Annotated in this window: 18 protein-coding genes; 8 read left to right on the top strand and 10 right to left on the bottom strand. The window is 61.8% G+C overall.

Going from position 1 to position 22,434, the window contains the following annotated elements:
* The first annotated feature begins 4 nt into the window (after positions 1-4).
* Entirely contained in the window at positions 5-583 is a 579-nt protein-coding gene (locus tag ABD937_RS18220; RefSeq protein WP_345257277.1) for a hypothetical protein, read from the top strand.
* A gap of 937 nt (positions 584-1,520) precedes the next feature.
* Here ABD937_RS18220 and ABD937_RS18215 read toward each other — a convergent pair.
* The 3 genes from ABD937_RS18215 to ABD937_RS18205 all read right to left on the bottom strand — a co-directional run bounded on the left by ABD937_RS18215 (position 1,521) and on the right by ABD937_RS18205 (position 9,095).
* Positions 1,521-5,186, bottom strand: a complete 3,666-nt coding sequence (locus ABD937_RS18215; RefSeq protein WP_345257275.1) for a hypothetical protein — start codon at positions 5,184-5,186, stop codon at positions 1,521-1,523.
* Positions 5,187-5,393: 207 nt separating this feature from the next.
* Positions 5,394-6,041, bottom strand: a complete 648-nt coding sequence (locus ABD937_RS18210; RefSeq protein ID WP_345257274.1) for a response regulator — start codon at positions 6,039-6,041, stop codon at positions 5,394-5,396.
* Positions 6,042-6,101: 60 nt separating this feature from the next.
* Entirely contained in the window at positions 6,102-9,095 is a 2,994-nt protein-coding gene (locus ABD937_RS18205; RefSeq protein ID WP_345257273.1) for a sensor histidine kinase, read from the bottom strand.
* 148 nt (positions 9,096-9,243) lie between these two features.
* Between ABD937_RS18205 and ABD937_RS18200 the strand changes: the two genes are divergently transcribed.
* On the top strand, positions 9,244-9,672 hold the full coding sequence (locus tag ABD937_RS18200) for a response regulator (RefSeq protein ID WP_345257271.1): 429 nt from the start codon (positions 9,244-9,246) through the stop codon (positions 9,670-9,672).
* Between the two features lie 57 nt (positions 9,673-9,729).
* On the opposite strand, the gene ABD937_RS18195 is transcribed toward ABD937_RS18200, so the two are convergent.
* From ABD937_RS18195 to ABD937_RS18185, 3 genes are all read right to left on the bottom strand, one after another.
* Positions 9,730-10,200 carry a hypothetical protein gene (locus ABD937_RS18195; RefSeq protein WP_345257270.1) on the bottom strand — a complete coding sequence of 157 codons (471 nt, stop codon included), beginning with the start codon at positions 10,198-10,200 and terminating at the stop codon, positions 9,730-9,732.
* 102 nt (positions 10,201-10,302) lie between these two features.
* A complete protein-coding gene (locus ABD937_RS18190; protein WP_345257269.1) occupies positions 10,303-10,488 on the bottom strand; it encodes a hypothetical protein in 186 nt (61 codons plus the stop codon).
* 123 nt (positions 10,489-10,611) lie between these two features.
* On the bottom strand, positions 10,612-10,815 hold the full coding sequence (locus ABD937_RS18185; RefSeq protein ID WP_345257267.1) for a hypothetical protein: 204 nt from the start codon (positions 10,813-10,815) through the stop codon (positions 10,612-10,614).
* 148 nt (positions 10,816-10,963) lie between these two features.
* Between ABD937_RS18185 and ABD937_RS18180 the strand changes: the two genes are divergently transcribed.
* The 6 genes from ABD937_RS18180 (at position 10,964) to ABD937_RS18155 (ending at position 14,864) form a co-directional block, all read left to right on the top strand.
* Positions 10,964-11,506: a hypothetical protein gene (locus tag ABD937_RS18180; protein ID WP_345257266.1), complete on the top strand. Its 543-nt coding sequence runs from the start codon at positions 10,964-10,966 to the stop codon at positions 11,504-11,506.
* 4 nt (positions 11,507-11,510) lie between these two features.
* Positions 11,511-12,161 (top strand): hypothetical protein, encoded by a 651-nt coding sequence (locus ABD937_RS18175; RefSeq protein WP_345257265.1) that lies wholly within the window; start codon positions 11,511-11,513, stop codon positions 12,159-12,161.
* Entirely contained in the window at positions 12,128-12,913 is a 786-nt protein-coding gene (locus tag ABD937_RS18170; RefSeq protein WP_345257264.1) for a sensor histidine kinase, read from the top strand. The genes ABD937_RS18175 and ABD937_RS18170 overlap by 34 nt, the downstream gene beginning before the upstream one ends.
* Position 12,914: 1 nt before the next feature.
* Entirely contained in the window at positions 12,915-13,568 is a 654-nt protein-coding gene (locus ABD937_RS18165; protein WP_345257263.1) for a response regulator transcription factor, read from the top strand.
* Positions 13,569-13,781: 213 nt separating this feature from the next.
* Positions 13,782-14,405 (top strand): peptidase associated/transthyretin-like domain-containing protein, encoded by a 624-nt coding sequence (locus tag ABD937_RS18160; RefSeq protein ID WP_345257262.1) that lies wholly within the window; start codon positions 13,782-13,784, stop codon positions 14,403-14,405.
* A 237-nt stretch (positions 14,406-14,642) separates the two neighbouring features.
* Entirely contained in the window at positions 14,643-14,864 is a 222-nt protein-coding gene (locus tag ABD937_RS18155; RefSeq protein WP_345257261.1) for a hypothetical protein, read from the top strand.
* Between the two features lie 327 nt (positions 14,865-15,191).
* Here the strand turns inward: ABD937_RS18155 and ABD937_RS18150 are convergent, their stop codons facing one another.
* The 4 genes from ABD937_RS18150 to ABD937_RS18135 form a co-directional block, all read right to left on the bottom strand.
* Positions 15,192-16,814, bottom strand: coding sequence for a cache domain-containing sensor histidine kinase (locus tag ABD937_RS18150; protein WP_345257259.1), 1,623 nt, complete (start codon positions 16,812-16,814; stop codon positions 15,192-15,194).
* 215 nt (positions 16,815-17,029) lie between these two features.
* Positions 17,030-18,397 (bottom strand): amidohydrolase family protein, encoded by a 1,368-nt coding sequence (locus tag ABD937_RS18145; protein ID WP_345257258.1) that lies wholly within the window; start codon positions 18,395-18,397, stop codon positions 17,030-17,032.
* A 125-nt stretch (positions 18,398-18,522) separates the two neighbouring features.
* Positions 18,523-21,858 carry an error-prone DNA polymerase gene (locus tag ABD937_RS18140; protein WP_345257257.1) on the bottom strand — a complete coding sequence of 1,112 codons (3,336 nt, stop codon included), beginning with the start codon at positions 21,856-21,858 and terminating at the stop codon, positions 18,523-18,525.
* Between the two features lie 254 nt (positions 21,859-22,112).
* Positions 22,113-22,433 (bottom strand): GIY-YIG nuclease family protein, encoded by a 321-nt coding sequence (locus ABD937_RS18135; RefSeq protein ID WP_345257256.1) that lies wholly within the window; start codon positions 22,431-22,433, stop codon positions 22,113-22,115.
* Position 22,434 lies beyond the last annotated feature (1 nt).

Raw genomic sequence — 22,434 nt, 5'->3', positions numbered from 1 at the left:
TGGAATGCGTGGCCGAATTTCGAAAGAGGAAAAACTAGCGTTAGAACGCAGAAAGTTGCTTTCGCGAAAGATAGCGTCAGTCGTCTGCTCGCTTTATGATGATGAATTTGAAAACAATCTGGACTCAATTCTATGTTCAATTCCATTTGTCAACTTGCGCCCCGATTTTCTTCATGAAGATTTCATCGTCGTGCGAATATTAGCTGATGTTCGTGGCCCCGTAACTGAGGATCGCCTACATGCTATAGAAGAAGAGCTAGAAAAATTCTACCAAAGTCACCGCCAAAATATTGACATTGAAACTCTTTATCGCTTGGAAATGGAAGCAATTCAGGCCATTGAAGATTTTAATGCTGAGATGATGTATCTGAAAAGGATGAGTGAAACAGAACCTTTTTCGTCCTACATGGTAGAATACAAGATGATTATGGCCAGCAAATCCCCCCTCTCAAAAGCGGACAAAAATGTCGCAATGCACTTTTCCTCTAAACTTAGGGAATTACATTCAACAGGTAAAAGAAACCGTTTGATACAGCTGGATGATGACGGGTCGCCCAAGGACTGCCCAAACCCAGATTGGTAGTAATTGGAGGAATATACATTTCCTCAAATTACTCGACCGGACTATTACATACGCTAAATTAAGAGAGGATTGACTTTCCTGGCAGCCAAGCTCCAGCAAATTTGAAGAATCTAACTATTTGTTTTCCAATTAGGTACCAATTCATAGAGCTCTAAAAAGCTGCATCTTTGGTCAATAAGGGGAGCTGAAAGCCGCACAAACAGTGCGGCTTTTTCATTTTCCGGTTACCAGCACATAACTCGTGCTCCGCCCGCATCCTCCTTTGCCAAAAGCCCCTTTACCATCAGGTCCTGGATATCCCTACCTGCCGTATCCTGCGAGCACTTCGCCATCTTTGCCCACTTGGAAGAGGTCCTGTTGCCTTCTATACCATTCAGCATCCGGTCCACTATCAGTCGCTGGCGTTCACTCAATGCAGCTCCCGAATACAGCTCTCAAAATTTAGCCTTCATCAACACATGCGCCAGCAGGCCATTCGTGGCGAGCAGCGCACGGTCCAGGCACCCGAGAGTCCATTCCAGCCAGGGTGTAATATCTAACCCACCTTTTACGTCGCTTGCAGGATGTCGTAGGAATCGTTTAGTTCCTGGCGGATCTGCGCCGACATGGAGTAGGATTGCTGTGGGCTTTCGTCCGACCTAACCAGCTGCATATCGGCGATGGCCCGCGCAATGTGGCCGTTTCAGCCTTCAAACGGGTGAATCGTGACTAACCAAAAATGCGCAACGGCCGCTTTTTACACCAGGTCTATTGCTAAAGAGGCAGTGAACCATTCCAAAAAGACCACGATTCCGTTCGGCACTTTGCCAGCATCCGGCGCCTTGCAATGCACCGTTTTCTTGCCAATAGCACCCGATATTACGTCCTACCCAAACCTTCCATGAAAAAGAAAAAGCCCCGGCCAAATGCCGGGGCTTACTATAACCAGTAACGAGCCCTATAGCTTCACCACCTTCCGGTAGTACACCGCACCCGTACTGCCTTCCAGCACCCGCACATAATAGGCGCCGGGGCGGAGGATACCGAGGTTAAGCGTCATCACCGGTCCCGTGAAGGCGCGTGGCGCGATCAGGACCGTACCGTACTCGTCCCGTACATCTACGGTGTGCCGGCCCGCAGCCCCGGTGAAGGTGAGGCGCACGAGATCGCGGGCGGGGTTGGGACTCACCTGCAGCGTAGCGGTGCGCGCATTGCCGGCGTCGCTGCCACCGCCGCCTGTGGCCGTGATGCAATTGCCCACCCCATATTGATAGGTCACCGGCGCGCCGGGGCATTTGCCCGGACCCACTGGCGTTACCGTGATCGTAGAAGCGATGGGGCCCGCCGTCGGGTTCGCCGCAACGAAGGAAGGCACGCTGCCGACACCGCGCAGGGCAGCAAGGCCGGTCTGTGTCGAGGAGTTCTGCCAATAGTAGCGCGTGCCGCTCACCGGCCCGGAGAAGGTCACAGGCGCGCTCGCATTGCCCCGGCACAGGAACTGGTCCGCAACGGCATCCACAGCAGGCACCGCGAACACGGCGATGCGGAAGGTGGCCGGCTTTGCCGTGCAGCCGGCAGCCGTCACCGGTGTTACCTCGATCATCGCGTACTCCGGCTGCATGCCGCCGTTCACCGTGGTAAACGAAGGCAGATCGCCCGTGCCGGAGGCCGGCAGCCCGATCGCTGGATTACTATTCGTCCAGGTATAGGAGTCACCCGTTCCGGTAAACGACACCGGAGCCGTCGCCACACCCGCGCAATAAACCGGGTTGCCCACCGGGTTCACGGTCGCCTGCGCGTTGATCCGGATGTCGGTGCCGTTGTCGGCACTGGTATAGGCGGGATCCGAAGCCACGATCCGGACGCGGTAGCCATCGCCGTTGGGAACAGCGGCCGGGATCAGGGCATACGTAGTGCCCGACCCCGTATCGCTCACCGTGCGCAGCGCGAGCGGCGCCGCAAAGGAGCCGGCCGCATCCGACAAGTGCACCGTGAACGTATTGCCCGCGTTGAACGGCTGGAAGGTCTTGTATTGGATCGTCATCGTACTGCCGGCACAGTAGGTGCCACCATTCACCGACACCACTACCGGCAGGTCGAGGGCGCCCAGCGACACGCCGGCGATCACCCCCACCGGGCCCGGGTGGTTGCCGAAGCCGGCCACGTATGCCTCGTTGTTGTGCAGCACCATGCCGCGCATCGTCTGGTCGCCGTCGGCTGCCTTTACGAGCAGCGAGCCGCCGTTGAACTCAGGATCGAGGGTGCCGTTCGGAAGCAGCCGGGCCAGCGTAAATACGGAGTTCGAGAACTCGCGGAACGACTGCCCGCCCAGCACATACTTCCCGTCGGCCTGCAGCGCGATCGCGGCCGTTTGCGAGGGCTTGCCACCACTGGTGAACATCGTCTTGCCGGTGCCGTTGAAGGTATTATCGAAAGAGCCATCAGCGTTGAGGCGGGCCGCCGCCATCTGGGCAATGATCCCCAGCGATGAATTACCGTTCACGTAGCCGCCCACCACAATCCTGCCGTCGGAAAGCGGGAGGATGCCGTTCACGAACTCCGGCGGCGCGCTGCTCCAGCCGAGGGCCACCCAGCCCGTGCCGTTGAAGCTGTTGTCCATCGCCCCCGCGGCGGTGAGCCGGAGCAATGCGCCCTTCTGAAATCCGGCAGTGTAGGTGCCCCCTACGAGGATCTTTCCGTCGGGCTGCAGCGCCAGCGTGCTCACGGCATCGGCGCCTGTGCCGGAGCTGTGGGCACGCAGGAACTTACCACTGGTGCCGAAGCTGTTATCGAGCGTGCCGTTCGGGTTGATCCGCGCGATCGCTATGTCGTTGCCGGTAACGCCGGGGAAACCCGCAAAGCCGCCCGCGAGGATCTTGCCGTCCGGCTGCAGGGCCAGGGTATTGATGGTTTCCACATTCGAGTTGAAGCTGACCAGCAGCTTGCCCCCGGAGCCGAAGCTGTTGTCGACCGAGCCGTTGGCCTGGAGGCGCACCAGGGCGAAATCGGTGTTGGTGGCCGTTACATTGGCCGTGCCGCCCACCACGATCTTTCCGTCGGGCTGCAGCAGGATCGCGTTGGCCGACTCGGTAAGGGATCCAAACGTATACACCACACGCCCGTTGGTGCCGAAGCTGCTGTCGGGACTGCCGTTGCGCAGGTAGCGGGCTACCAGGAAATCGTTGTTGATGGCAGTGGTGGCGGAGCCGTTCCAGAGGCCGGCCACGAGCAGCTTGCCATCGGGCTGGCGCACCACGTTGGATTGAAAGCGCGTGGTGCCCTGGTTCACGAATGCGGTAGCCTTGCCGCTGCTGCCGAAGCTGTTGTCGTTACTGCCGTCGTCGTTGAAGCGGCGCAACTCCATCTGCGTGCGTGCTGTCGACGACGGGGTGCCGACGTATTCAAACCCGAACGTCACCACCCGGCCGTCGGGCTGCAGCAGCATGTTGCGGCTCGTAAGGTTGAAGCGCTCTTCGTTGGGATTCGATACCACACGCACGCCGGTGCCATTGAAGCTGTTGTCGGTAGTGCCATTGGCCTGAAGGCGGAAAAGACCGATATCGTGATTCGCAGACGTAGTGGCCACATCGGCCACCCCGATGATCTTTCCATCCGGTTGCAGGCGCAGGCTCACGAGCTCTGCATCCACCGCCGGGAAGGGCAGCACCGACTTACCGCTGCCGTTGAAGCCGTTGTCGGTGGAGCCGTCGGCATGAAAGCGCCACACCGTCGCCTCCCAGTGCGTGCCGTTGTGGGAATAGCCGCCCACGAGGATCTTCCCATCGTCTTGTACGGCGATCGTTTCGCCGGCCTGCTCGCCTGCGGCGTTGAGCACGCGGTAGCCGGTGCCGTTGAAGCTCGTATCCGGCGCGCCGTTGGAGAGGAAGCGGGCAAGCACGAAGTCCACGTTGTTGCCGGCGGATACGGAGAACCCGGTGGCGAGGATCTTGCCATCGGGCTGGCGCGTGATGCCGTAGATGCGGTCGCTACCGGCGCCAATGGAAAAGACCACCTTGCCGCCGGAGCCGAAATTCGGGTCGAGGCTTCCGTTATGGAGATAGCGGGCGAGGGCGAAGTCGCCGAGGCCGGCATTGTTCTCGTTGGCGCTGCCGGCCGCCAGGAACTTGCCGTCGGGCTGTACGAGGCCGTCCCAGATCCAGTCGATGGTGTTGCTGAGGGAGGTGGCCACCATCCCCCCGTTGCCAAAGCTGCGGTCCAGCCGGCCGTCGGGGTTGAAGCGCGCCACGGCAAACTCCAGGGAGCTGAGGCCCGAGTTGCAGTAACCCGCCATGATCATCTTTCCATCGGCCTGCAGGTAGCCCTTCGGGAAATTCATACGCACGGCCTCGGAATAGCCGTTGTTGCCGTAGGTGACATCGAGCGTGCCGTCGGCGTTCCACCGGGCGATGACGCCGTTGGCATTGATCTCGGCGGTGGTGTACAACTTGCCGTCAGGACTATAAGCGATCGCGTTGGCGAGGTGCGCGAATGCCGGCGCCCCGGTATTGTTGCCGTTGTCGAGCCGCGCCACGCCACGGGTACCGAAGCGCAGCGGGGTGCCGGGCTGGGCGGAAACGGTGACCCCGGTACATACCAGCGCCAGCAGCAAAAGGATTCTGTTCATATACAGTTGATTTGGGTTAACAAAGCGGAAGAGGGAGCGCTTTTCAGAGGTGGGACATCCTTGCGGACGGATACAAAGTTTGGCTCCCGGCCGCTCCCGGGCAATGGTAGATTCCTACTACGGAGGGTGACCACAGGGGTATGCGCAAGCAGCCTGTACCGTACAAATACGGGAGCCGGAAAACACGGCGCGCAGGGAGCGCAGGCGCTAACGGCGCGGACTCCCGCCGGTGGAGCCCAGTGCCTTGTAGGCCGCTTCGGTGGCGGAATTAACGTGCAGCTTCTCGTAGATCTTGTGAATGTGGTTGCGCACCGTGTTGGGACTGATGCCAACGGCCGCGGCGATCATCTTGTACGAGTTACCGCGCACCAGCAGGCCGAGGATCTCCTGCTCGCGGGCGGTGAGCGCGGGCCCCGGCTCGGCGGGCGCGGGCTGGAAGTGCCGGAGCACGCGGCGGGCAATGGAGCCGCTCATGGGCGAGCCGCCGGCGTGCAGCTCCTTCACGGCTTCCAGTATTTCTGCGGGAGGCGTTTTCTTGAGCAGGTAGCCATTGGCGCCGGCACGGATGGCGGCGAAGATGTTGTCGTCGTCCTCGAACACGGTCAGCATCATCACCTGGATCGATGGCGCTACCTTGCGCAGCCGGGCAATGCCCTCGATGCCGTTGGCGCCGGGCATGTCAATGTCCATCAGCACCACGTCGGGACAGGCAGCCGCGATGTGCGCCTCGATGTCGACGGCGTTGGCGAACTGGCCCACGACCTCGATGGCCTCGTCCCAGTTCAGGAAGAGCGCCAGGTTGCGCCGCAGCTCGTCGTTATCCTCGAAGATGGCCAGTCGGATCAAAGGGGGCATTTGCTCAAAGTTATTCTGAACCGGCGGTTTGCCGATGGTACATTGCTACCATGTGGCCCGCTATGCAAACCAGAGCGACACCTTCGTGCCGGAGCCCGCGCCGGTTTCCCAGCGGATGCTGCCACCCAGCTGCACCGCGCGGGCCCGCATGTTGGCGAGCCCATTGCCCGAATACGGCCTGTCCGGGTCGAAGCCGCGGCCATTGTCGGTCACCGTCAGCAGTACGCCCTTCCGGCCGTGCCGCACTTCGATGCCGACCTCCGTGGCACCCGAGTATTTCACGATGTTGTTGAGGCACTCCTTGTAAATGAGGAACACGTCGCGCCGCTTTTCCATAGGGATGCGCAGGCCGCTGTCGGTGGGGAAGTCGAGCGTATAGCTGATGCCCTTCGGCTCCAGCAGCTGGGCGGCTACCTCGCCGAAGCGCAGCTGCAGGTTCTGCAGCTCGTCGTTCTTCGGGTTCACCATCCACACGATGTCGCTCATGGCATTCTGCACCGAGGCGAGGCTTTCGGCAATGCGGCGCTGCAGCTGCCTCGGCTCGGGGCTGCGCACCGCCATCTCGTTCATCAGCGAAATCGAAGAGAGCGTGGAGCCTACCTCGTCGTGCAGGTCCTTGGAGATGCGGCTGCGGATATGATACAGGGCGATGGCCTTGCTCAACTGGTAGCCGTAGAGGGCATAGATGCTGCCCGCCAGGAGCAGTACCGCCAACGTGTAGAACCACCCCGTTTCCCAGAATGGCGCCGTGATCACGAACGTATACGCGGCCGGCTCCGACCAGACGCCCTGGCCGTTGGCCGTCTTTACGCGGAAGGTGTAGCGCCCGGGCTTCAGTCCCGAGTAGTCGGCAAAAGGTGAGCGGCTGTTCATGATCCAGGTCTTGTCGTGCCCTTCGAGCAGGTAGGCGTAGCGGTTCTCCTCGCTGTTATTGAGGTTGACGCCGCTGAATCGGAACCGGAAATGCTTGTGGTCGAAGGTGAAGCGCTCGCGGTCGAGCACGGGTTCATTGTCGACGAGCACCGCCTCGATATAGGTCTTTACCGGCTGCTGGGCGGCCAGCAGGTGTGCCGTGTTCACCCAGCAAAGCTGGTCCTGCATCATCACCAGCAGGCGCTCCTTCCGTTCCTGGAACGGGAAGGCGATGGAGACGATATAGTTGACCGGCAGCCCGTCGTCGGTAGTGAAGGTGCGGAAGCTGTGCTCGCCTTTCACCAGCACCGAGAGCCCATAGATGGTGCCGGCCCACAGGTTGCCTGCGGCATCCATCGCCAGTGCGTTGATGGCCGGGCTTTTCAGCCCCTGGGTATAAGCCACGAACCGGCCGGAGCGCGCATCGCGCCGTAGGAGGCCGTGCTCGTAGGTGGCAATCCAGAGGTCCTGGCTCACCGTATCGAAGACGAGCTGGTGGATGATAAGGCGCTTCTGAGTGATCCCACTCAACACCACGGGCTCGTTGAAAAAGCGTTGCTGCCGGTCGTCCCAGCGGTACAGCCCTCCGTGCCAGCCGCCCAGCGCAAACCACATGTCGCGGCCGGGGCCGTCGGCCACATGGGCGGGCGTGCGCGGTATCCCGCTGCTGTCGCCGCGGCGCTGCACCACGCGGAACTGCCGGGTGCGCATATCCGTAACCGAAAGCTCGCGGTTCAGGCTTGTCCAGCCGCGTCCCCAGCGGTCGAAATGCAACAGGTAGCTCACCGTGTCCTTGTATTTCTGCGGAAGGAAGGGTGGGTGCCGGAAATTCTTCGCCCGCTCGTCGTAGTAGAACAGACCCTTGAAAAACGTGGCGGCGTAGAGGGTGTCGTTGAACACCCGCATGTTCTGCACCAGGTGGCCAAGCGCCGTGTTCGGCTCTTTGAAGCGGCGAAGGTATTTTCCTTCGGCAGTGGCCTCGTAGAGCCCTTCTCCATAAGTGCCGATCCAGAGCCGCCCCTGCCGGTCTCCTACCGCTCCGGTATACTCAATCAGCTTGCCCGTGCCTTCCTTGAAGAACCGGAAGGTGCCGAGGGGCTCGAAGGCCGATACATTGCGCCCGATGCGCACGAGCCCGCCCCGGCTGGCCACCCAGGTGCTGCCGTTGTTGTCTTGCAGCACCTGGGTGCAGTAATTGAGCTCGCGGTTATACTCGCCCCGCTGCTGGAAGGTATACAACGTGTGCTTCAGCTCCGGCAGGCGCAGCTGCACCACGCCCGAGCCGCTTCCCATCCAATAGAGGTTGCTGTCACGGCGGTCCCGATACACGTCGCGCAGGTTGTTGTAGTCGCCTCCCGCAGCGGACGTGATGTTGAACTTCTTCTCGACCTTCTTCTGCGCATCGTACACACTGTACCCTTCGCTCCAGAAGCTGTATAAATACTGGTCGGGGCCAAGGCGGTTCAAGGCCTGAAGAACCGTATTGTATGGGCTGTTGAGGCTTCTCGGAAATTGTGCCGGAGTTCCGTAGGTAAGGGTCCGGGTATCCAGCTCCAGCAGCGCCGGCCCGGCGAGCAGGCGCGTCGAATCCCGGTCGAGAAATACCGCGTTGCGGAAGAAGAAGCCCTCGGGCCGGCCGAGCTCCTTTTTCCGCACCACGCGCAGGTGCTCATCGAGCACGGCCACCCACCGGGCCGCCCCAACGAGTAGCTGCTTTCCCGGCAGCCGGGCAAAGCAAGTGACGGTGTAGGCCGACCCGAGCGCCAGAACGGTATCGGTGATCCGCTCGTTCTCGAAGCGGTTGCGCTTCAGGTTATAGACGGCGATCCCCGAAAGCGTGCCCGCGAGCAGGAGGGAGTCGTTGGGCTGGATCAGCTCCGTGCACACCGTGATGGGCAGCCCCGAGCCAAAGCCGGTGAAGTTCTGGAAGGAGGCCCCGTTGAAGCGTGCGAGGCCATGAGAGGTACCGACCCAGAGATAGCCGTAATTGTCCTCATGCAGGCGGTATACCTCGTTGGACGGCAGCCCGTCGCGTACAGTGAAAAGACGGTAATGCTCGATCACCGACTGTGCGGCCGGGCGGAGGGGCAGGAGGCACAGCAGGAGTACCTGGAGCAAAGCGATCGGAGGCCGCAGCGTCATACGGGCAGTTTGGGGTTCTGGCAGGAGCGCCGGGGCGGCGCCTCGAAAAGATATTGAAAATCCGCGGCCCGCGAAACGGGGCAGCGCATTTTCCCCGCGGCAGCCGCCCGGCATCTACCTTGGCTCAATTATTTTAAGCAGGGAGGGCATGTCACGCTCAGGACCCATTCTTGTGATCGAAGACGATACCGACGACCAGGAGCTGCTCGAGCAGGCCTTCCGCGAGCTGGAAGTACCCAACCCCCGCGTCTACTTCACCAACTGTCCGGACGCCATTGCCTACCTGCTCAAAATGGAGTCGCAGCCCTTCCTCATCTTCTCCGACATGAACCTGCCCGGCATGAACGGCGCCGAGCTCAAGCGGATGATCAACGGAAACGAAACCCTGAAGCGCAAGGCGATCCCCTTCGTTTTCTTCACCACCACTGCCGACCGCGACGCCGTGAACGAGGCCTACAAGGAGATGTCGCAGGGTTTTTTCGAGAAGCCCCACGACATGACGCGCATCAAGAAGCTCATCGGGATGATCGTGCAGTACTGGAAAGCCTGCAAGCACCCCAACTCGGAGTGGGTGTGAGCCGCGCATAAAAAAAAGACCCAGCGGGTCTTTTCGGTAAAAAAGTTCCGGCAGGCCTTAGCGCGCCTCCGGGGTTTCCTCTTCTTCTTCTCCGTTCTTCGTATAGATCGCGATGGCGCCGCCCGGCAGGGTGCGCGCACCCACCATCACCGGCGACCGCATCACCTTCACGAGGGCGATGTCCTGCACCGGGATCAGGTTGAGCACCGAAGGGTCCATGGCGATCTCGTCTATGAAGATGGAAGCGGGCTGGTTGCGGAGGAAAGGCACCGGCACGCCGCGCACGCGGTACAGCTGGAGGCCCGCTACGCGGCCCTGCAGCCAGTCGAGCACATTGAGGTAACTGACGGCGCTTTGCGTGGCGGCATCGTTTTCAAAATCGAAATAGGTACCGTCCACCGCACGGAAGAGCCGTACGTTGTTGGCCTCGTCAAGCCGGTCTTCCCGCCGTTGCGTGGGGGTATAGCGCTGCGCAAACGCGGCGGTAGAAAGGGTGAGGGTAAACAAGATCGATAACAGGCGTTTCATAATCTACTCCTTTTCGGGGCCGGCGGGGTGCCGCGGCCACACATCAAGTTACGACACAAAACGGGCCCTTTCAGGCAACGAAATGTTAGATTTTGGAGGGGGTCAGGCGGCGCGCTCCAGCACGCGCCGGGCGAGGCGGCCGTTCCATTCGCGCTGGAGGACGGTGAGCTCGGTGCAGATGCGGAGCAGCTCGTCGTAAGGGCCACCGGCGGCAAGCAACCGGGTATAGGTTTCCCGTGCAGTACGGATAGACTGGATGAGCTGCTGGTCGGAAAGGATGCTGTTCATGGCTGAGGCGATTACGAGGGGGGAAAGGGGTATGGAAAAAAACAGACAAAGGCCGTGCCGCTTCCGGACCACGGCCTTGCTGCTCATCACAGGCTTCGCCGGCACCACTCTTTCGCGGTGCCGCTAGAAGACGCCGAATGGCAGCCCCACAAACAGCTCGAAGGCGAAGCCGTCGCTGAAGGAGGCCATGTTCGCCGTCGGGGTCAGGTAGCCGGGGCTGATGCCGCCGTTGATGCCGGCGAGGCTGTTGTTCGTACCACGCGTCGGCAGGAAGTACAACGGTACCCGGATCGGCAGGCTGGCAGGCGCATCACTCCGGTGACGCACAAAGATGTGTGCCCGGGCAGCTCCGGGCCAAGCGTTCAATGACCCGGAAATGCACCGTGAAAACACGGTACCAGAACCGTGTAATCCAGAGCCCGGGTTCTGGAACCGGAAGCCTATTTTTGATCCATTCATCACCAAAACTGTATTTATGCCTAAGAGAAGAATGTTGACCGACACGTATATCGACAACACGGGTAAAGGTGGCCCTACCCTTCTGAAATCGGGAGGGACATTCGAATTCACGTTCGATACATTGAAGCCGGCCACGAGCCAGACGACCTACGTAACGCCCTGGGCTGCCCGGGAAATGATCCAGGACCTCCTCAAAGCGGATTGGGACAACGAGGAGAAGGGCGACAAGATCATCGCCGTGGAATTCGATAAGCAGGCGCTCCTCCAGATCCTTTCGCAGAATGGCTGCGAGGGCATCCGCTTCAGCCTGTGCCGCTTCAACGAAAGGGACACGCTGGTGGCATTCGGAATCTCCGGCGACGGCACGCTCATCGGGGAAGAGATGTTCCTTGAGTCCTTTGTGCCCGCCAGCGCCGCGCCGCCGCCCGGCTCCGAGCAGGGCCACGGGATCACCCTTCGCGCCTTCAAGGAGAAGCTCGCTAGAAAATCCGGGGAAGGATTTACCGGCAATCCGGGTGACGTCACCGACATGCTCATCAAGCACAAATTCGGCGTCTGACCCGATGGGCATCGATCCTAAATTCCTTGTCTATTACTTCCTCATCTTTCTCTGTAGCGTAGCCGGCATGCTGCGCTACAGGGAAAAGAGGGAGCTGCGGCCACTCTTTGTGCTGCTGCCGGTATCGCTGTGTACGGAAGTCTATGTTGAATACCTCATTCAGCAGAAGCGCCCCTACTACTTCGTGTACCATGTTTACGAGATCCTGGACTTCCTGTTTTTCTGCCTCCTGTTCTCCCGGAACCTACCGGGCGGCAGGGCAAGGCTGGCCCCGCTTGCGCTGTTTACGATCTACGCCGCCGTCGCCATCACCTTGTCCCTCACCCGGATCCCCGTTTCCGTATACCCGTCGGTGCAATACTCGATCGAAAGCTTTTTCCTGATCCTGCTGAGTCTTTTTTACCTGCTCACGATCCCCGCCGAGAGCGGCAAACGTATCTTCGAGCACAATATGTTCTGGATCTGCACCGGGCTGCTCTTTGTGCATGCGGGTATCCTCCTCGTCAACGGAAGCTATAATTACCTCAAGAGTCTTTCCTCCGCCCGGGCGCTCGCCATCAAAGACTGGGTGAATATGCTGTTTAATTATATCTTGTACTTCAGCTTCTTAACAGCCACCTTATGGCGGACCGGTTCGACGAGGTCGTTATCATGATCATCCTGGCAAGTCTCCTGCTACTGCTCCTGGCGGTCATCGTCATCGTGTCGGTTATCAAGTACAAGCAGCGCCAGCGGAGACACGTGGAAGAGAAAAACGCGATACGCCAACAGTTCAACCAGGAACTGCTGCATACCCGCATCGAGATCCAGGAGCAGACCCTGAAGCACATCGCCCAGGAAATCCACGACAACATCGGCCAGACCCTCAGCCTTGCCAAGCTGCATCTCAACACGATCGGCACAAGGGAAGGACATGAAGGAGCCGAAAAACTGGGCACCACCAAGGACCTCGTGAGCAAAGCCATCGTAGACCTCCGGGGGCTTTCGCGAACGCTCAATAGCGATGCCGTGCTGAGCGGCGGGCTGCTGAAAGCCGTCGAGTCGGAGCTTGCCCTGATCGGCCGCGCCGGTGTCTTTACGACGTCCCTGGAAATCACCGGTCAGCCGGTATCGCTGGATCCGCAAAAAGAACTCATTCTGTTCCGGATCGTACAGGAAGCGTTGAACAACAGCATCAAACATTCCGAAGCGAGCCGCATCGTCGTCAGCCTTTCCTACGGCGAAAACAGCGTGTGCACTTCGGTAGCCGATAACGGCAAAGGCGCAGTCCGGGCACCCGCCGCCGATCAGCCGGGCGGCACCGGCCTGCTGAACATGAAAAGCCGCTCAGAGATCATAGGCGGCACTTTTTCCTTCACCAGCGCAGCCTCCGGAACCGAGGTCCGCGTTATCCTTCCAACCAACTAGTATGAGCGTAAAAGTTGCTTTAGCAGACGACCATATTTTGCTGCGCAACGGGCTGGCAGACCACCTGAAGTCGATCGGCTACGACGTGCTTTTCCAGGCGGATCATGGCAAGAGCCTGATCAGCCAGCTGAACCCTTCGGCCTTGCCCGACATTGTGCTGATGGATATCAATATGCCGCAAATGGACGGCTACGAAACCACTGCCTGGCTCCGGACGAATCATCCTTCCATCAAAGTGCTGGCCCTATCGATGTACGACGACGAGAAAGCGATCATCCGGATGATCAAATCCGGGGCGAAGGGCTATATTCTCAAGGACTCCGAACCCGCAGAGCTCCACCAGGCACTGACGGCGGTGTACCAGAAAGGCTTTTATCACTCGGAGCTCGTATCGGGCAGGCTCATCTACACCATCAACCACTTCGACGACAGCGACAAACCGTTTCCACACGACCTGTTCAGCCTGAGCAAGCGCGAGCTTGAATTCCTGAAGCTGGCCTGCAGCGAACTGACCTACAAGGAGATCGCCGACCAGATGCACCTCAGCCCGCGCACCATAGACGGCTATCGCGACGGACTCTTCGAAAAGCTCGAGCTCAAGAGCAGGGTAGGACTGGTTTTGTTCGCCATAAAAAACGGGATCATTACGCCCTGATCCGTACCGGCCGCGAACGGTGCTCCCCGGGTCAAAGACGGCGGCCGCCAGCCGGTACGTTGCCGCACGCGTTCAGGACCGCTGCATGAAGCGCGCCCCCCACTGACGGGCCAGGGCTCCCGTTGCCCGCACGTTAAAGTTTTTCCAACAAGCACAGCCCCGCTTTTCTGCCCGGCGCATACCCGGTAGCTTGGCCTTCTCAACCAACCGCCCATGCGCCCCGCCTCCGTCCGGAACTGCCTCCTGGGCTCCTGCCTGCTCCTGGCCGCACGCAAGGCCTCCGCACAGGAAGCCGTCCCCACACGCAGTGCCTCGGGCGTAGTGCTGGCCAAAGCCACGATGCAGCCGCTCGCCGGCGCCAGCATCAGCAGCCGGAAGCGCGGCACGATCGCACAGGCCGACCCCGACGGCCGCTTCTTCCTATACACCAACGCCGGCGACACACTGCTGGTCACGCACGTAGGCCACGAAGCCCTGCAACTCGTAGTGCCCGCCACGGCAGCGGACGGCAACTGGGTTGCGATGGCGGCGCTGCCGGCGCGCAGCAACCTTCTCCCGACCGTGTCGGTAGGCCAGCGCCCGACGCCGGCGCAGTTTGGGCGCGACTTCCTCAAAGCGCCGGTGAAGCCCGACTCCGTGCGCGCTGCCATGAGCGGGCTCAGTGCCATTGACCTGGCGATGCTCCGCAAGACGACACCACCCTCCGGCTCCGAAGCGGTCAACGCTACGATGCGCGCACAGGCGGAGGCCGCCGTACACAGGGGCCAGATCGCCACGGTGCCCGGACTCAACGTATTCACCTGGCTGAAGAAGATCAAGCGCAGAAAGAAGAAGTAGGGAAATCGTTTATTGGTTTATTCGTCTATTGGTCTATTGGTAAATAGAGGGACCGTCTTCAGGGGCTGGTTACCGCACGCCCCGCTGCTGCTCATCGACCATAAAACGAAAGTGTCCGTTATGTACCCTGGCCGGGCTGGGCGTACCCGTGCGTCTTTCAGTTTACCAATAAACAAATAGACCAGTAGACAAATAAACCATCCTCCCCGTGGCACGTCCGTTGCACCGGTATGGGCTATGAACGCACAAAACAACCCCAACAATCCCGGCCAGCAGGAGCCCAAGACGCCCCTGGGTCCCGACCCGGAGACCCTGCACACGACCGACCCGCAGGAGCACATGGAAGGCCCACTTTCCTCGCTGATGCACAAGATCGAGCACCAGGGCGAGAAGTCGGACCGCGAGGACCCCATTCCGCCCAGCGGCTCCGAAGAAGAGCAGCGCCGTGACGAAGCCTGAGTAAAGCCCCTAGCGGGGCTTTTTTTGATCTCAGATCGCGGATCGGTGATCTCAGATCTTTGGCTGACGCCGGAGGAATTTCAGATTTCAGATTTGTTGCTATCGCCCGTTGGATCCCGGATTTAAGATTTTTGATTTGGGATTGGGTGTTCCTGCATGACAATCACGGAGCGCGGATCCTTGGTTTCGGACCAGCCCGACGCGTCCACTTCGGATCTGAGATCACAGATCTGATCTTCCCCGGCGTGCGCCGACCATAAATCTGAAATCTGAAACCACACATCTGAAATCCAGATCACAGATCCGCGATCACCGATCTGAGATCCGCTAAGGCAGTGGGAGTTTCACGGTCAGTGTGGTGCCCGCGCCGGGCTTTGTTTCCACACGCGTGGAGCCGCCGAGCACGCGGGCGCGGCTGCGGATGTTGGAGAGCCCGACGCCGCTCCCGCCGGCACGCGGGTCGAAGCCGGTGCCGTTGTCGCGCACCGTAAGGGTGGTATGCTGCTCCGACTGCGCCAGGTCGATCTGTACTTCGGTGGCGCCCGAATGCCGCACCACGTTGTTGAGCGCCTCCTGCAGGATGCGGTAAAAGGCGAGCTTCTGCTCCTTCGGCAGCAGGGTACGGTAGTGCTGGTGGGTGAAGCGGACGGGCAGCCCCGACGAGGAGGTCACCATGTCTATGAGGGCGTTGATGGAATCCACGAGCGAGCGGGTGCCCAGCGTCGGCGCCGAGAGCGCGCGCGAGAGGTTGCGGATCTCGCTGATGCAGTCCTGCACGTGGCGGATGGCGCGGGGCAGCAGCGTCGGGGCCTGCGGCGGCTCGGCAACCGCCATATCGAGGTAGAGCTTTACGGAGGTGAGTACCTGGTTGACGTTGTCGTGCAGCTCGCGGCCGATGGCTTCGCGCTCCTGCTCCTGCGCCCCGATGATCTGCTTGGTGAGCTGCTGCTGGTAGCGTTCCTCCTCCTCCACGAGGCGGCGCTCGCTGGCGCGGATACGCTCGAGGCTGCGCCTGCGCTGCAGCAGCACGATGACCACCAGCGACCCGAAGAGCAGCACGAGCACGGTGATGATGCTGCCGAAGCGGTACTCGCGGCGGGCGGTGGCGTGGTGCTCGGCAAGGATGTCGCTCTCGGAAGCCCCCACGGTGGCGATCACGGGGTAATCGGCAAGGCGGCGGTAAGCAAACCAGGTGGGGATGCCGTGGATGGCGTCGCGGGCAAAGTAGTGGCCGATGGGGCGCCGGGCCACGTGGCCGAAGAGCGGGCTTTTGGAAATGTCTTCGCCCCAGCTCTCGCGGCGGCCTTTGCGGCGCGCATAGGTGATGCCGTTGGGCGCAATGAGCGAGATGAGGTCGTTGTCGCGGAGCGAGGCGTTGCTGTAGAAGCGCAGGAAGGCATGCGGCTCCAGCTGCACCACCACTACGCCCCCGAACGACCCGTCGGGGCGCGAGATGCGGCGGCTGAGGGCCACCGCGGTCTTGCTGAGCGTGCGCGACAGGAAGGGCGTGCTCAGGTAAAGACCCTGCTCGCGCAGGCGGTGCCAGGTGAAATACTCGCGATCGGAGAAGGTATGGGCCTTTTCGTTGTAGCGGAGGATGTTGTGCCGGAGGAGCCGTCCGCCGGTGTCGATGATGGCCACGCCGCTTACGTTCTGCGTGTCGATGACGCCGGCGGCAAGGAGGCGCGGCAGGTCGATGGCATCTCCGCTGCGGGCGTACTCGAGGCGCACGAGCTGGAGCAGGGCGTCGGCATTGCGGATGGTGCGCACGGCATACTGCTCGAGCGACACGGCAAGGTTGGCGTTGTGGGCCACCGCCGCTTCAATGTGGGCGCGCTTTTCTTGCGCCAGCTGCCGCACGATGCCTGCCCAGATGAGGGTGAGGAGGAGCCCGCAAAAGAGGAGCACCCCGGCGATGAGGCGACCGGTCTTTTCGAAATAGCGGGACATGCGTTGCAAAGGTACATCGCTTGGGGGATGCCGGGGAGATCTCAGGTCTGTGATTTCGGATCTGGGATCTATTGCTGACGCACGCCGGGAGATTTCAGATGTGTGATTTCAGATTTATGGCTGACGCACGCGGGGTGAGTCCGAGATCTGAGATCCATTGTGCGTCAGCGCTACATCACAGATCCGCGATCCTGGATCTGGGATCACCGCGCCGGTTACCGCGCGCGCCGCGCCGCTTCGGCCAGCAGTTCATCGAGCCGAGCGCGGTCGTAGAGCACACCGCCCACGATCACGGCGCGGATCCTGCGGGCATTGCCGATATCGGCAAGCGGGTCGGCATCGAGCAACACGAGGTCGGCCGCCTTGCCGGTGTCGACGGAGCCTGCGCTGCGCGTCTTGCCCAGAAAGCGGGCAGGGTTGATGCTGGCGCTGCGCAGGATGTCGATGGGGCGGAAACCCGCCGCCTGCATCCAGTAGAAACCGTCGTGCAGCGTAAAGCCCGGTGTAAGGTAATCGGCGGTCTGTGTTCCGTAAAGCAGGCCGAGGCCCAGCTCCTGCGCCCAGCGGATCTCGTCGATCTCCACCGTGTTCTTGTAGCGTGCGAGCGTCGCAATCTGCTCGTTGTCGGCCAGGGCTTTTTGCAGGGCGGCGGCCCGGCGGGCGGGGCGGTAGCGGGCACGCGTCGTATCGCCGGCCTCGAAGCGCGCTACCGAGGGCATATAGGAAGCATGGTTTAGCACGAGCCAGCAGTCTTCGCGCCGCAGGGTGGCGATCGTGCGCCGGAAGCAGAACGTATCGAGCGGCCCGAGCGACGGGAGCAGGCGGTTGTAGAATTCGACGCGCGGCACCACGCGGCTGCTGTCGGCGCGGTAGAAGGCGAAGTAGCGGGCGCGGCCCACGGTGTTGGTGCGGCGCAGGTCGGAGGCATGGTCGATGGCGTCGACGCCGGCGAGTGCGGCGGAGTCGAAGGGCGTGGTGAAGCCACCCACCACGCGGCGCCGGTGCTGCTGTGCCTGCTGCGTTACCGCTGCCAGCACGTCGGGAGCGAGCGTGTAATCGACCTTGATGACGTCGGCCCCATCGGCCACGGCGGCATCCACGGCGGCGCGCCCCTCGGCGGGGGTGGTCACCACGACCTTGGCGTCGCGGCGGCCGCGGGTGGTGATGAGCGGGCTCACGAGGTAGAGGCGGGGGCCGGGGCGGCCAGCGGCGAGCTCGCCGCGGAGGCGGGCCCCGAAGCCTGCGGGTACGTTGGGCTGGAGGTCGCGCACGGAAGTTACGCCGTTGGCCAGCAGCAGGAGGAGCGCGGGCTCGCCCTGCGCCTCGTAGTTGAGCACGGAGGCGTTGAAGTCGGTGTAGCCCGGCGCGAGGTAGCGGCCGGCGCCGTCAACCACCGGAATGCCGGCCGGCACCCGCAACCTGGGGCCAATGGCGCGGATGACACCCTCCCGGACGAGCACCGATTGGCCCGGGCGGTTGACGCCCCTGATCACATCCACCACGGTGACGTTGCGGATGAAGAGCGACTGGGTGCTTCCGAGGGCAGGAAGGAGCAGGAAGAAGTAGAGCAGGAGGCGCGTCATGCGGTCGGGGTTAAAGAGGCCGGTCTTAAAGATAGGAAAGGCGCGGGATGCGGCAGTGGGCGCACAGGTCCTGCCCGTGCCGCCCGAATAAAGCGCTCAAAGGTTTCAAAGGTGATCATTGCGCGCTAGCGGAAGTCGCGGCTCCTCCCCAGCTCCCTCGCTTTCCGCTGGTCTTCCATACTCGTCTTCGCTTCATCGGCGCGCGACAGCACCCCCATCCCTATCGCCTCCCCGGGAGGGAGGGCGTCTCCTTGTTCCGCCTCCGAAGAAGGCAGCAACTTCCGCAGCAGCTTACTCCCGTCCCACCCTTTCTTCACGATCACATGCACTACGATCCCCTCGCGCTGCACGGTGCCATCGGCCACGAAGAGGCGGGCGTTCACGATCCGTTGCCGGAACAGGTCTACTACCTGCGGGAAGAGTACGAGGTTGGCGGTGCCGGTCTCGTCTTCGATGGTCATGAACCACACGCCCTTGGCGGTGCCGGGGCGCTGCCGCACGAGCACGAGGCCGGCCACGCGCACGGGCGCCCCGTGGGGCAGCGTCACGAGGTCGGCGGCGCGGGTGCAGCGGCCCCGGTCGAGCTCGGAACGCAGGAAGTGCAGGGGATGCGCTTTCAGCGAGAGGCCCTGCGTGTTGTAGTCCTGCACCACGTGCTCCGACTCGAGCAGCAGCGGCAGCTGCACGGCCTCGCCCACCGCGTCGGGCGCCACCTGTCCTTCGAACAGGGCCTGCGGGCGGTCTTTCGTGCTCACCTCCCAGAGCGCCTGCCGGCGGTCGAGGCCGAGGGAGCGGAAGGCGTCGGCATCGGCGAGGCGCTCGAGGGCAGCATCGGAGAGGCCCGCGTCGCGGAGGTCGTTGATGGAGGTATAGGGTCGCGTGCGTTTCGCTACGAGGAGGCGCGCGTCTTCCTCGCGGAAACCCGAGATGAGGCGGAGGCCTAGCCTCACCCCACCCATCCCCCCGCCCCCCTTCCCAGGAGGAAGGGGGAGAGCAGCAGTGTCGCCGGAAGATCGGAGTAGAATCGCTCCCCCCTCCCTCTGGGAGGGGCTGGGGGTGGGAAGGTCATGGTCCCAATCGGAATAGTTCACATCCACCGGCAGTATTTCTACGCCATGGCGCTGCGCGTCCTGCACGAGCTGCGCGGGCTGGTAGAAGCCCATGGGCTGCGAGTTGAGGATGGCCGCGGCGAAGACGTCCGGGTGGTAGCACTTGAGCCAGCAGCTCACCCACACCAGCAGCGCAAAGGAGGCCGCATGGCTTTCGGGAAAGCCGTAGGAGCCGAAGCCCTCGAGCTGCTTGAACACGCGCTCGGCGTATTCCTGCGTGTAGCCCTTTTGCATCATGCCGCTCACGAGCTTGTCGCGCCACTCGCTCACCACGCCCTTGAACTTGAAGGTGGCCATCGAGCGGCGGAGGCCGTCGGCTTCGGCCGGCGTAAAGCCGGCGGCCACGATGGCGATCTTCATGGCCTGCTCCTGGAAGAGCGGCACGCCCTTCGTCCGCTTCAGCACCTCGTAGAGCTCCTGCGTGGGATAGCTTTCCTCTTCCTGGCCGTTGCGCCGCCGCAGGTACGGGTGCACCATATCGCCCTGGATCGGTCCCGGCCGCACGATGGCCACCTCGATCACGAGATCATAGAACTCCCGCGGCCGCAGGCGCGGCAGCATGCTTTGCTGTGCCCGGCTCTCGATCTGGAACACGCCGATCGTGTCGGCCGCGCAGATCATATCATACACCCGCTGTACTTCCGGCAGCTTCTCGTCGTGCGGAATGGAGGCGAGCGTGTGCTTGATGCCGTAATGCCGCTCCAACAGATCGAAGGCCTTGCGGATGCAGGTGAGCATGCCCAGCGCCAGCACGTCGATCTTGAGGAAGCCGAGGGTTTCGATGTCGTCCTTGTTCCACTCGATGCAGGTGCGGCCCGGCATCCGCGCATGGAGCACGGGACACAGCTCCGTGAGCTTGCCGCGCGTGATCACGAAGCCGCCGGTATGCTGACCCAGCTGGCGCGGGAAGCCGATGTATTGCGCCGTCAGCTCCAGCACCTTGCGCAGGTGCGGCTCGTCGGGGTCCATGCCGGTGGCACGCACGGCCTCAGGGTCGATGGGCTCGTCGCTGTAGTGGTGGCTCAGCACACCGGCGAGCTTGCCCACGGCGTCGAGCGAGAGGCCCATGGCGCGGCCCACGTCGCGGATGGCGCCGCGGCCATGCACCTGCGTTACGGTGGCCACAATGGCGGCGCGGTCGCGCCCGTACTTCTCGTAGATATACTGGATCACCTCCTCGCGTCGCTCGTGCTCGAAGTCGACGTCGATGTCGGGCGGCTCGGCGCGCGCCGCGGAGATGAAGCGCTCGAACAGCAGGTCGAACTTCTCGGGGTTCACCGAGGTGATGCCGAGGCAGAAGCACACGGTGCTGTTGGCCGCGGACCCGCGCCCCTGGCACAGGATGCCGCGGCTCCGCGCAAAGCGCACGATATCGTAGACCGTCAGGAAATAGGGCGCGTAGTTGACCTCCCCGATGAACTTCAGCTCGTATTTGATGGCCGCCGCCGTTTTGTCCGGTATGGGTGTACCGAAGATCTCTTCCGCTCCCTTCCAAGCCAGGTAGGTCAGCTCTTCCTGCGGCGTGCGTCCTTCCGAGGTGATCTCCTCGGGGTACTCGTATTGCAGCTCGTCGAGCGAGAAGCGGCATTCCGCAGCGATGACCCCCGCTCGTTCCAGGGCCTCGGGGTAGTGCATGAACAGGCGCGCCATCTCGCGGGCCGGCTTCAGGTAGCGCTCCGCGTTGGGCAGCAGGCGGTAGCCCGCCGTCTGGATCGTGCACTTCTCGCGGATACAGGTGAGCACGTCCTGCAGGGGCCGCCGCGCCGGCTCGTGGTAGTGCACGTCGTTGGTGGCCACAAGGGGCACGCCGGTGCGGCGCGACAGCTGCGCGAGGCGGTGCAGCTGCTTGGCATCGTCGCCGTTGTAGCGGCGCGTGGCGGCCAGCGAAAGGCGGCTGCCGAACGCCTCCCTGTAGAAATACAGGTCCCTTTCGAAAGTGGCATCGAATTGAAAGGCGGCATCCAATGCCTCCGGCGGGAGGGCAATGAAGTGCAGCCCCTCGCCGTGTGCGCGCACGTCTTCCTTATAGAGGTGGCACGCTCCCTTCTCGGCGCGCCCGTTGCCGAGCGAGAGCAGGGCGCAGAGCCGCGCCCAGCCGCCCCCGTTCACCGGCAGCGCCAGCAGCGACGGGCCATCGAGCAGGTCGAGGCGGCAGCCGGGGATGATGCGCACCCCATGCTTGCGCCCGGCCGCATGGGCACGCACCACGCCCGCCAATGTATTGCGGTCGGTAATGGCGAGGCTGTCGTAGCCGAGGGCCCGCGCGTGTTGCACGAGCTCCTCGGGGTGGGACGCCCCGCGGAGGAAGGAGAAATTCGTGGTGGATTGTAGTTCCGTGTACATGATGGGCATCGGTCCGTGCTCCGGTCTTCCTTCGACAAGCTCAGGATGACAAGGAGATCAGCGTCTTATTTGAGAAGCTCAGGATGACAAGGAGGTGGGTGGCTTTCCACAGTTTTGGATGACCCGGTGTGCAGTGTTGTATACGTGATCGAGCCAAGTCCCGAAAGAGCATGGTATGGTTAATGCCAGGATGAACCGGGCGCTTTACCCTGGCACCAGCCCTTTCACGATAACTTGCCTCCCACTTTCCGGAGCTTGTATCCTTACCCGGAGCTTTCCGGAGGATTGACCTGAGCAGAACGGCTTTTCGAAAGAGTTTGTAACCGTTGCATATCTTGCTGCATCAGTGCTTCCTTCTTTGCTCTTGACCATCCCTTCAATTGCTTTTCCCGCTTTATCGCTGCCTCCACATCATTGAAGCGCTCTACGTATTTAAGCACCAGAGGCCTTCGTGAATAAGTGAAGCACTCCCAGTTCAATCCTTCCTCATGCTCCGTCAGCCTGCGCTCGATATCATTGGTAAACCCTGTGTAGTAAGCACCATCACTACAAACAAGGATATAGACGTAGTAATCATGTCTCATA

The organism is Flaviaestuariibacter amylovorans (assembly GCF_039541815.1).
Classification (GTDB): domain Bacteria; phylum Bacteroidota; class Bacteroidia; order Chitinophagales; family Chitinophagaceae; genus Flavisolibacter; species Flavisolibacter amylovorans.
Note: the sequence above shows the minus strand (reverse complement) of the source record. Positions and strands in the feature narration are given on the sequence as shown.